An 11,485-nucleotide genomic window follows, 5' to 3' on the forward strand; every position below is an offset into this window, starting at 1 on the left:
GCAAGCACAGCGGCCCTGCCACCTCGCCGAACCACGCGGAACCCGGAGCCACCTTGTGAATTAAATGTCCGAGAATTTCCTCACGGAGTGGATGACATGGACAAGGACCGTATCGCGGGCGCCGCGAAAGATGCCGCCGGCAAGGTTGAAGGCGTTGTGGGCAACATGACCGGGGATTCCCGTACGGAGGCCTCGGGCCGCGCTCGCGAAGCGTCAGGCACCGTGCAGAACCTTTATGGCCAGGCCAAGGACGCGGTGCGCGACGCTACCGACGCTGCGACCAGCTACGCCAAGGACGCCATCGACAGCGATGTATACCGCGATGGCAGCCAGGCCGTGGTCAAGCAGGTGCGAGACAATCCGCTCGGCGCCCTGCTGGTTGCCGGTGGAATTGGTTTCGCCCTCGCAATGTTGCTGACCCGACCGCCGGCGCGACGCCCTAACCGCTGGGGCTACTGAGCAATTCGGCTGGTCAACATTTGCCGCAAAAAAATCCCCCGGGTCGAAAGACCGGGGGATTTTTCGTTGCTCGCAGGAGCGCTTCGATAACTCGAAACCGACTACCGCGTGAAGAAACCCGGACCGGACGCCGAAGGCCCAAGCTCGAGCGGCGGACGCGGCCCGTTATTGCGCGGGCGCGGTGGCTGCGGCGCGTTCTGTCGCGGCGTATTATCGAAGCCAAAGAAACTGCCGATTGACGGCTCGTTGGCGGCCACCGGGCGAGGCTTCTTCGGCTTGGGCGGCGCCGGCGCCGCCATGACCGGAACGAGACCGTCCGGGCCAGTCACGGCGGCCGGAATTATCGCCGCCACCGGCGCCTCGCTCGGCGCGACCTGACGACCGACTTCACGACGTGGCCAGACGAAATCATCGGCGCGGCCGGCCGGCGCCACCAGCGGTTCGCCGCGCAGCAGCATGCGGATCGCCAGTGGATCGGCAGCGATCGGCCGGGTGCCGGCGCCGCCGAGCAACTGGTCGGTGCCGACCGAGGACGCCACCAGCGGAATGATCGGGCCAGCCAGCGGCCGTGGCGGCGGCGCGCCGGGCACGACGCTGGCGTCCGGGGTTGCGGGCTCGCTGGGCAGCGCGATCGGAGCCGACCGCCCGGCCAGCAAACGGGTAATCTCGCGCTCGACATAATGCGCCAGCTTGCGGGCGCCGGCCTTGGTAAAATACACCCCATCATAGGATCGCAGCCGGCGATTCTGGCCCTCGAAGTCCGGGCCCTGCTGCAGGAAGCGACCGGCTTCGTCGACGAAACCATCCCAGACATCAACATAGGTAATGCCCGCCTTGCCGGCGGCGTCGCGGTACAGATTGTCCAGGAACAGCATGTCCGAGGTGGCCTTGGCGCCGCGTACCGCCGGCAACCCGACCCACAGCACCGGCACGCCCCTGGCCTTGAGCACGCCGATCATTTCCTCGATCTTTTTGGAATAAAGCTCGACCCAGCGGTCGTCGCGGAACTCGGCCACCGCATTGCCGCCGGCGCGGCTGCCGCGGTCGGGCGCCGCGATCGGCGGCGGGTCGGCGATATCGGCATCATCGGCGATTTCCGCCTCGGGCTTGGGCCCCGGCCTGGCCGCCTCGGCGCCACTCGCCTTGTCGTCCTTCTTGGCGCCCTTCTTGTCGGCGGGCTTGTCAGGCTCGCGGATCGCAACGCGGTCGTTAAGTCCCAGCATCACGACGATCGCATCCGGCTTTTCAGTGGCGAGAATGCCCTTGGCCGCGGCCGCCCAATCGGCGGGATCGCCTTTCGGTTGGTAGCGCAGCAGGCCGGACACCGTCTTGTGGCGGCGGATCACGCCCATATCGGGCTGCTCGGAATAGGCGTCTTCCAGGCCATAGGCCAGCCAGTCGGCCATCGAATCGCCGAGCACCAGCACATTGCGCTCCGGCGCCGCCGCGCCGTCGCGTTTTTCCGGCGACGGCGCGCGGGAATAGTCATCGCGCGGCTGAACGCGCCGCGGCGCCTGCTGCTGGAATGGAGCAAAGAACGGGCTGTCATTGCCGAACCAGCCGCCACCATACCCGCCCCCGCGCTGCTGCTGGCGCGGCGGCGACGGTGGACCGCCGAAATTGAAAAACTGCGCGGAGGCCGGCGCAACAATGCCGAACAGCATGCCGATCGCCACAGCCAGCGCAATCAGCGGGCCGCGCTCGGCGCGCAAGCTGTCGAAACGCCATCTGGATGTCGGCTTCTGGGACATGCGCCTCGACCGCGACCGGAACAATTCCACGCCTGCATACTACCGGATTCGGGCCGCAAGCGGGCAATCATGCGCATAAGCTCGGCCACGGGCGGCCCGTCAAGGGCGCCACCGAATTATCAGCATCAGGGTTAGCGCCGCGGCGACGTGCCGCCATGGAACGCCTGGAAGCCTGGCGGGCCGATCCTGCCCGCCAGTACAGCCCGCTTCAGATCCGCTCGATATTGCCCTTCTGCAGCACATCGCCCCAGCGCTTGACGTCGGCGGCGAGCAATTCGGTGATGGCGGTCGGCGACGACGATTTGCCGAGGCTGCCCAGCGCCAACAACCGTTCCTTGATACCATCCTGGGCAAGCACCGCGACCGTGGCATCATGCAGACGCTGCACGACAGCGTCGGGCATGCCGACCGGCCCCACCAGCCCATACCAACCGGGCGCGGCAAAGCCCGGAAAACCGGCTTCAGCCACCGTCGGGACATCTTCGAAACCGGGGAAGCGCTGCGCCGTGGTCACCGCGAGAGCGCGGAATTTTCCGGCCTTGATCTGCTCGGTCATCGATATCGGCGGGTCGACCATGAAATCGACGCGGCCGGCGAGCACGTCGATCACCGCCTGCGATCCGCCGCGGAACGGGATATGGACGAATTTGACGCCGGCCAGCTGCGAAATCTGCTCGACGATCAGATGCGGTCCGGACCCCACGCCCGGCGTACCGTAGCTGAGGGATTTCCCGGCCTTCGCCGCGGCGATCATTTGAGCCAGATTGGCGATCGGCGATTCCGTGCTGTTGCAGAACATATAGGGCGATTCACTGACCAGGCTGATGCCCCTGAGATCGCCGACCGGCTTGTAAGGCAGCTGCTTGTAGAACGCCGACGACGCCGCGTAGGTCGCAGTGATCATGGAGATGGTGTAGCCGTCCGGCGTTGCCCGGGCGAGCTGCGCACCGGCCAGCGTCGTGCCTGCGCCCGGCTTGGTCTCGACGATAATGGTCTGGCCCAGCACCTTGGACAGGCCCTCGGCGATGATCCGCGCGGTGGTATCGGTCCCGCCGCCCGGTGCGAAACCGTGCAACAGGGTGATGGCCCGCTCCGGCCACGCGGCCCGCGCCTCGAACGGAAGGAGAGTGACTGAAAGTCCGGCGAGTAATGCGCGTCTGCTCAACATGATGAAACCCCACTTGAAGAATTCGGGACGCGTATCACGTGACTGAAACGACAACACCGAATTTATCTTACGAAGTTACCGTATCAATACGTATTGATGCCATGATTTGAGGTATCGGAACCGACTTTCGGTCTGGATTGCATCAAAAACATATCCGGCACGGCACCCGATTGCGGCTCAGTGATCAATAAAACGCCGTTGCCGCATTCCAGACGCAACCCTGAACTGTTGCTGCCATCGCCATGGCACCGCGTCGCCTTAAGTGCACATTAGCCACACCGCCAGTTTTTATGAGCGGTGATCCCGTTGAGCGCCGTACTTCATCGCGCCCGTAGCTGATCCAGCACCGCCGACGAAGCAAAGCCGTCAGCAGCCGCGCCGATCGAGGTCTGGAAGTTGCGCAGCGCTTCACGGGTCTGTCCGCCGAACTGGCCGTCGGGCGTACCCTGGTAGAAGCCGCGCTGCACCAGCAGCTGCTGTAGCTCCAGCCGCTCGGCGCGCGACAGCACGCGTTCCTGCCGCGGCCACGGCTGCACGAAGGGCGGGCCGCCGCGCAGCCGGTCGGCGAAATGGCCGATCGCCATCGCATAGGCCTCGGCCGGATTGTACTTCATGATGACACGAAAGTTCTGCAGCATCAGGAAGCCCGGCCCGTCTGCGCCGGCCGGCGCCAGCAGATAGGCCTTCTCGGCGATGCGCGGAAACGGCTGGCCGCCGGCACGCCTGAGGCCAAGATTTTCCCACTGCGGAACGGCCATCGCCTTGGCCTTGTCGGCCAGCAGAAAATTGAAATCCTTCGGCAGCACGACCTCGTAGCCCCAGCTCTGGCCACTCTGCCAGCCGTCCTTCTTGAGGTTGTTGGCGGTGGAGAAGATCAGGTCGGTGGGATTGTCGACCACGTCGCGGCGGCCGTCGCCATCGCCGTCGACGGCAAAGCGCTTGAAGGCGGTGGGCATGAACTGGGTTGGGCCGAACGCTCCGGCCCAGGAGCCGCGCATCTGATCGGGGCGCAGGTCACCGCGGTGCAGGATCTCCAGCGCTACCAGGAACTCATCCCTGAAATAGGCCTGGCGGCGGCCGACGCAGGCGAGCGTCGCGGTGGACCGCAAAACGTTGCGGTCGCCCATCTGCGTCGAGTAGTTGGATTCGATGCCCCAGATCGCGGCGACGATGAAACGGTCAACGCCATAGGCCTTCTCGGCGGCATCGAAAATAGTTCGGTACTTCGCCAGCACCTCGCGGCCCTTGGCGAGCCGGGTGTCGTTGACCAGGATGTCGAGATAATCCCAGATCGCCTTGGTGAATTCGGGCTGTGAATCCATCAGATCCATGATCCGCAGGTCCGGCGTCAGCCCGGCGGTGAAGCGCTGGAAGCTGTCCTGCGAAATGCCCCGCCGTGCGGCATCAGGCCACAGTCCGGCGACACAGGCGTCGAAATTATTGGCGGCGTCGCGGATCGCCTGCGCCGTCATCAGCGGATGGCCGGAGGCGCCGTCCTCGCCGCTCCACGGCTGCACCCCGCCGATGCCGGGCGCCGGGGCGTTGGTTGGCGCCGGGGCGTTGAAAATATTATCGAACAGGCTGAACGGGCTGCTCCCGGATTGCGCGCGGGCCGATGACGGCGACGCCAGCAGCGCCAAGCCAACCGCGACCGCGACCGCCCTGAATTTATTCCTTCGCGCAATGGGCCACATCATATTCATGGTTAGTTCCGCTTCCGACGCTGTCGGGACAGCAGGCCTTGTTGAGGTTTCCATCCACTTAATACTAGCCCGTTTTTAATGGCCGCGACGAGGCGGGCGGCCGGCGCCGATGGGTTAATTGCGCTCCCGCGCGGATTCACCACGAATCCGCCGTGTTCCCGGTTGCAAAGGGAACGGCAACCGGCAATCTACGTTTGCGTCCGCGTCGCTTCCTCCAAAAGATCATTGCAAAGCCCCCGATGAAAATTCGTAAAGCCGTGTTCCCGGTCGCCGGCCTTGGCACCCGCGTTCTTCCCGCCACCAAGGCGATGCCGAAAGAGATGCTCACCATCGTCGATCGCCCGTTGATCCAGTATGTGGTCGACGAGGCCCGCGAGGCCGGCATCGAGCATTTCATCTTCGTCACCGGCCGCAACAAGGGCGTGATCGAGGACCATTTCGACAAGATGTTCGAGCTCGACGAAAACCTCAAAAGCCGCAACAAGAGCAAGGAAATCGAGGAGCTGGCGCGGTTTCAGCCGGGCGCCGGCGAGACCAGCTTCACCCGCCAGCAATCGCCGCTCGGCCTTGGCCACGCGGTGTGGTGCGCACGCGAACTGGTCGGCAATGAGCCGTTCGCGGTCGTACTGCCGGACGAACTGGTGCTGAATTCGCCAGGCTGCCTGAAGCAGATGATCGACATCGCCAACGGGCTCGACGAACGATCGAACCTGGTCGCGGTCGAGGAAGTTCCGATGGAACTGACGCACCAATATGGCATCTGTGGCATCGGCGAACGCCATCCGACCCACAGCACCGCCTTTACCATCGATGGCATGGTCGAAAAACCGCCGCGGGGCACCTCGCCTTCCAACCTGTCGATCACCGGGCGCTACATCCTGCAGCCGGAAATCTTCAAGATTCTGGAGACTCAGGAGCGCGGCGCCGGCGGCGAGATCCAGCTGACCGATGGCATGATCGGGCTGGCGAAGACGCAGCAATTCTATGGCGTGGAATTTGAAGGCGAGCGCCACGATTGCGGGTCGAAGCCCGGCTTCCTGCGCGCCAACATCGCCTACGGCCTGCAGCGCCCCGATCTGCGCGACGGCCTGCGCAAGGAAATGCTACGATATTTGGGGCAGTAACAGCCGCCGCCGTCATTCCGGGACGGGAGCGGCGCCGGCCGCGAGCGAACCTGGACTATCGAAATGGTTGAACATCCCGGGATTCCGGGCCTGCGCCGCGGCCGGTTACGCCGTCTGCATCGCATCCCGGAATGACGAGGTTGCGCCTACGCCGCCAGCAAAAAATGCGATGGCGACGAGATCACGGACTGGTTGCGGCCGGCGTCCTTGGCGGCATAGAGCGCCTTGTCAGCGGCCTCGACGAGACGACTCCATTCCGTCGTCACCAGCGGCTCCATGCTGGCAACGCCGATGCTGACGGTGAGCGCCGCCGGTTCGGCCGGCAGTGCCTCGACGCGCCGCCGGATATTCTCTGCTACAATGAGCGCCTCCTCGGCAGAAATTCCCGGCAACAGCACCGCGAACTCCTCGCCGCCGTAACGCGCCGCGCAGTCGCCCGCGCGGTTGGTAGACTGCGCGATGCTGCGGGCAATCCCGATCAACGCCTGATCACCAGCCTGATGCCCGAAGCTGTCGTTGAAGATCTTGAAATAATCGGCGTCGATCAGCAGCATCGCCAGCGGCTGCGCGTTGCGGATGGCACGGCGCCATTCGAGGTCGATCGCACTATCGAATTTGCGGCGGTTGCGCAGGCCGGTCAGCGCGTCGGTGGTGGCCAGTTCTTCCAGCCTGTCCTCGGCGCAGGCGCGGCGACCAATCTCGCGCGCCGAAAACAGCGTCACCGAGATAATGAAGCCGACCAGCGCCAGCACAATACCGCCGATCCACGACGCCTGGGTTTGCCACATGCTGGCGATATCCGCCCATGACTTGCCAACCAGTACGAGCAGCGGCCTGCCACTGTCGCGCCAAGTGTAGAGTCGTCTGATCCTGTCGATGGCGCCGATGCCGGAGTAGGATCCGTCGGCACGTGCCAGCATGCGCAGCAGGCCCGGGATCTTGCCGAGGTCGCGGCCGAGCACGTCAAAGTCGAACGGGAAGCGCATGATGACGACGCCGTCGCGGCGAAGCACGGTGATGTTGTCATTGAGGTTCAGCCGCAGCCGGCCGAACAGCTCATGAAAATAGGACACCCGGATCGAACCAGCCACTACACCGGCGAAGTTGCCGGCGCCGTCGGTGATGCGGCGACTGAGAACCACGGAATAGGCGCCGCTATGCAGCATCGGCCGGCTGATGAACAGGCCGCGCTCGCCGTCACTGCGGTGCACCATGAAAAATTCGTCATCCCAAACGTTCAGCTTCGCCGGCTCAAGCGTCGTAGCGTCGATGATCACGTCGCCCTGAGTGTCGAACACCTGGATGGCGCCGTGCTGGAGGACCGAGGCGGCATTGTCGAACAGGATCAGCTGCCGCATTTCCTTGCTGAGTTCAGCCATCGCCGGCACCGCGAGTCCGGCGATCACCGCGCGCAGCGACAGGTCGTAGACTTCGACGGTGCGGCCGATATCGGAATCGAGCGTGGCGGCCAGGTTTTCGCTGCTCTGCCGCGCCAGCGCTTCGGTGCCGTGCCGCATGTCCAGCATCACCGTGGCACAGATGGCGGTGAAGCCAATGATGGTCACCAGCGCCGACAGAACCAGCAGCCGGGCCGAGAGCGGCCAGCGTCGCAACCACATCGCTGTATTTTTCGTTCGCATCGCTCACCCCTGTGGCGCTTGCATGACACGCCATAGCTTGCCGAGCGCTTAAATACCCACGCGGGTTTCAGACGGCGTTAATAGTGGATTGCCCGACACCGTCACTTTTTCGCAGTCCGGTGTTGAGATACCATAAGTTCTGCTGTGGCATCCGGCGACGCAGGCGCGTATGACGACTGCACCCAATGCGATCCGAGGACTGCCGTGCCCGACTATGATTTGCTGCGCGACCATTTGAGCAAACAGACGCTGGACGAATTCGTCCTCAGCATGGACGAGATCGAGGCGATCCTCGACGACGCGCTGCCGCGCGCCTCGTTCCGCGCCTCGTGGTGGGAAACCGAGCGCGCGCCCGACGAGAAAATGGCGCAACGCGAAGCCTGCATCGCGGCGGGCTACATCGCAACACGGCTGCCGGACGGCACAGGCGTGAGGTTCAGGAAAAAGACCGCGAAGTCGGTCAGGAAATGGGTTTAACCGGACACGCGGCTGTCATCAGCAGCCGGTTCGGGGCGTCCAGTCCGGATCTTCGCATGTCACCATCACGCGGTATGTTGAATCAAGCCGACGCCGCCGCCGGCGACCGGTTGCAGCTGTGCTTCGACAGCCAGCGCCGTTCGTATCATCCGCGCCAGGTCCAACTTGCGGTAGGGCTTGGCCAGCAGCAGCACATCCGCGTCGAGACGGCCGTAGTGAATGACGGTATTCTCGGTATGTCCGGAGGTGAACAACACCTTCAGCAACGGTCTGCACCGCAGCGCGGCGTCGGCGAGCTGGCGCCCCGTCATCGCGCCCGGCATGATGATGTCCGTAAATAGCAGATCGATGTGCTGCGGGCTGTTGATTATCACCATGGCCGCCGCCGCATCAACGGCCGACAGAGTGGCATAGCCCAAGCTTCGCACCTGCCCGATCACGAACTTTCGGACCAGGCTGTCATCTTCGACAACCAGGATCGTCTCGTGACCGCCTTGCAGCGGAGAGGTTGGCACCAGGTCCTCGGCATAGGCAAAGTGACTCGCGCGCGGCAGATAAATCCGGACCGTCGTGCCACGGCCCTCTACGCTGTCAATCCGGATATGACCGTTGGACTGTTTGACGAAGCCGTAGACCATGCTGAGGCCAAGGCCCGACCCCTTGTCGATGTCCTTGGTGGTGAAGAACGGCTCGAACACCTGCTCCAGAATATTGGCGGGAATGCCATGTCCGGAATCGGTTACCGCAATCGTCACATAATCCCCGGCGACAATATCACTACTCAAACTGGCATCGCTTTCGGCAAACACGGCATTGCCGGTCTCGATCGTCAGCCTGCCGCCATCGGCCATTGCATCGCGGGCATTGAGCGCGAGATTGAGCAGCGCGTTCGTCAGTTGACTGGGGTCGATCAGTGCTGGCGATACGTCGCCCGATAGCACCATGTGGACCTCGACATGCTCCCCCAACGCCGGCCGTAGCAGGTTTGCAGCTTCCATCACCAGCGAATTGACATTCACCTCGCGCGGCTGCAGTGGCTGTTTGCGCGCAAATGCCAGCAGGCGCTGGGTCAAATGGGCGCCCCGCTCGGCGGCTTCGTCCATCATTTTGGCGATGGCCGCGAACTCCGGCTGGTCGGCGACAGCTTCGGCCAGAATTTCGATGGTCCCCGAAATGACGGTCAGGATATTATTCAGATCGTGGGCAATGCCGCCGGTGAGTTGGCCGACCGCTTCCATCTTCTGTGACTGCCGAAGCTTCAGATCCGCGATGTTCTTGTCGTGCAGCAGCCGGTCTTTCTCCTCGACAAGAACCTTCATCTGCTCGACGCTGGCCCTTAAGGCTTCCACTGAAAAGGTGGTGGTGACGGCTTCGGCCAGAACGTTGGCAAAACCGGTGAGGAAATTAATGTCATACTGGTCGTAATCGTGCTGCTGGTCGTTGTCGATCTCGAGGACCCCGTAAGGCTGCTTGTCGCTGCCTTTGATGATGACGTCGACGGTCGAGACGATGCCATGCGCGGCATAAAACGGCGGCAGATGGAAGCCGGCGTCCTTTTGCAAATCGTTGCAGATCGAGGGCTCGCCGGAAGAAAAGGCACGCCCCTGCGGCGAACTGGCATCGGCACGCGACAACACATGACCGATCACCCCGTCTTGCCAACCATAGCCGGCAACACTGATCAGATCATTATGCTCGGCGCGGTATCTGCAAACTTTACTGAATGGCACGCTGAGGCCGTCAGCACAGACCCTTGCCGCTTCCGTCAGGATTTTCATCAAATCCAGTTCGCGGAGTGCAAATGTCCCGAATTCGGCGATCGCGGCCTGCTGGCGCAACACTTTCTTGAGCTTGGCGCAATGGTCCGTCATTTGTACTTTCATGCGCGCGCACCCTGCGTGCACGCGTGTAGCACCGGACACCTCCGTATTGCGGCGACAGCTTCCGGCGCGGCGGTCGGCTTGCGCATGGCAAACGGGAACACCCGATCGACACCCTTTTGCGCGGCGACGAACGCAACTGACATCGAATCTTGCGACCAGCCTGCGCCTGGATTGATGGTAAGTCTGTGTTGTATTGATCACCGCGGAAGACGGCGGGCATGGCCGCCGAAATCGCACGAGGACAGCGCTGCCGGCGCAACCAGAACCGCGGCGGCTAGCGCTGCAGCCGCACGCCCAGCATCACCACGGTCGAGGCGGTACTGGCGCCGGTCACGTTGGAATCCAGGGTGTCGCGGCGGACCTGCGCCTTGAGCTGGAGCTCGCGGCTGAGCCGGTAGACCAGATCGCCCTGCAACGAATAGATTTTGTCGGAGCGGAAATTCTCCTGATAGTCCTGCGTCACATAGGTAAACCGGCCGACCGCCGTGAGCCAGCGGCGGAAATCATGGCTGACCTCGGCGGTATAACTGCGCGTCAGCACGCCGGGCACGCCGGGAATCGTGGTCTCGTTGAGCGAGGTGGTGGAAATGAACCTCGCCGTGGTCAGCGGCGTCGCCGTCCATATCAGCGAGGCTGAGGTCAACAGCCCCTTGAGGTCCGCCAGCCGCGGATCGGTGTAGCTGCGCCTAGCATAGCCGATCGAGGCCTCGCCAGTGAGCAGCCGGGTGAATTCGAAGGTGGTGCCCGCCTTGAAGTAGCCGCCGCTGGAATCGCGAAGATAGCCGAAGCGATCGGCAGGCACGTCGTGGATACGGACGTCACCCTGCACTTCGCCGAACGGGCGTAACCCTGGCAACACTTCGTAGCTGACGCGGCCGACACCGCCATACTGGTCGAAGTCGCGGTCATTGTTGGTGGTCGAGGTGCCGTCGGTAAGCTGGGAATCCTGATATCTGGTGCGGTCGGCCAAGCCGTCGAGCCGGACCTGCAGGCGGTTGAAATCCTGCTCGACGCCGAGCGAGCCGCCTACCGTGGCGAACAGCGGATATTTCGCCAGCCCGGCCTGGATGTTCGGACTGCCGGGATTGTCGGCGCCAACCCGAAGCCGGGTCTGGGAATTGATACGGGTGTCGCGGGTCACGTCGATCCGGCCGTCGATCAGGCCGGTGAAGTCGATGCGATCGACATTGACCGGCGACGGCGAGATGTCCCGCGCCGCGGCCGGAAAGGTCTTGTCATAGCCATTAAAGGAGCCGCGCAGATCGACGATCACCGCGTGC

Annotated in this window: 9 protein-coding genes; 3 read left to right on the plus strand and 6 right to left on the minus strand. The window is 63.5% G+C overall.

What is annotated here, in order from left to right; genetic code table 11:
* The first annotated feature begins 96 nt into the window (after positions 1 to 96).
* Positions 97 to 459 carry a CsbD family protein gene (locus tag Q0S16_RS24210; protein ID WP_295854368.1) on the plus strand — a complete coding sequence of 121 codons (363 nt, stop codon included), beginning with the start codon at positions 97 to 99 and terminating at the stop codon, positions 457 to 459.
* A gap of 101 nt (positions 460 to 560) precedes the next feature.
* Here Q0S16_RS24210 and Q0S16_RS24215 read toward each other — a convergent pair whose 3' ends face one another.
* From Q0S16_RS24215 to Q0S16_RS24225, 3 genes are all read right to left on the minus strand, one after another.
* Entirely contained in the window at positions 561 to 2,210 is a 1,650-nt protein-coding gene (locus tag Q0S16_RS24215) for an SGNH family hydrolase (protein ID WP_295854373.1), read from the minus strand.
* 208 nt (positions 2,211 to 2,418) lie between these two features.
* Positions 2,419 to 3,378, minus strand: coding sequence for a tripartite tricarboxylate transporter substrate binding protein (locus tag Q0S16_RS24220; RefSeq protein WP_295854378.1), 960 nt, complete (start codon positions 3,376 to 3,378; stop codon positions 2,419 to 2,421).
* A gap of 320 nt (positions 3,379 to 3,698) precedes the next feature.
* Positions 3,699 to 5,072, minus strand: coding sequence for a lytic murein transglycosylase (locus tag Q0S16_RS24225; RefSeq protein WP_295854395.1), 1,374 nt, complete (start codon positions 5,070 to 5,072; stop codon positions 3,699 to 3,701).
* Between the two features lie 248 nt (positions 5,073 to 5,320).
* Between Q0S16_RS24225 and Q0S16_RS24230 the strand changes: the two genes are divergently transcribed.
* The gene (locus Q0S16_RS24230; protein ID WP_295854381.1) at positions 5,321 to 6,205 is read left to right on the plus strand and encodes a UTP--glucose-1-phosphate uridylyltransferase; all 885 of its coding nucleotides are present in this window, start codon (positions 5,321 to 5,323) and stop codon (positions 6,203 to 6,205) included.
* 146 nt (positions 6,206 to 6,351) lie between these two features.
* On the opposite strand, the gene Q0S16_RS24235 is transcribed toward Q0S16_RS24230, so the two are convergent.
* Entirely contained in the window at positions 6,352 to 7,845 is a 1,494-nt protein-coding gene (locus Q0S16_RS24235; protein ID WP_295854384.1) for a sensor domain-containing diguanylate cyclase, read from the minus strand.
* A 204-nt stretch (positions 7,846 to 8,049) separates the two neighbouring features.
* Here Q0S16_RS24235 and Q0S16_RS24240 point away from each other — a divergent pair, with 204 nt between their 5' ends.
* A complete protein-coding gene (locus tag Q0S16_RS24240; RefSeq protein ID WP_295854397.1) occupies positions 8,050 to 8,322 on the plus strand; it encodes a hypothetical protein in 273 nt (90 codons plus the stop codon).
* A gap of 65 nt (positions 8,323 to 8,387) precedes the next feature.
* Here Q0S16_RS24240 and Q0S16_RS26460 read toward each other — a convergent pair whose 3' ends face one another.
* Together Q0S16_RS26460 and Q0S16_RS24255 are read right to left on the minus strand one after the other, a co-directional pair.
* The gene (locus tag Q0S16_RS26460) at positions 8,388 to 10,205 is read right to left on the minus strand and encodes an ATP-binding protein (protein ID WP_366517859.1); all 1,818 of its coding nucleotides are present in this window, start codon (positions 10,203 to 10,205) and stop codon (positions 8,388 to 8,390) included.
* 274 nt (positions 10,206 to 10,479) lie between these two features.
* Positions 10,480 to 11,485 (minus strand): outer membrane beta-barrel protein (locus tag Q0S16_RS24255; RefSeq protein WP_295854387.1); only part of this gene is annotated, 1,006 nt, incomplete at its 5' end.

It is taken from the genome of Tardiphaga sp. (assembly GCF_025356345.1).
Classification (GTDB): Bacteria; Pseudomonadota; Alphaproteobacteria; order Rhizobiales; family Xanthobacteraceae; genus Tardiphaga.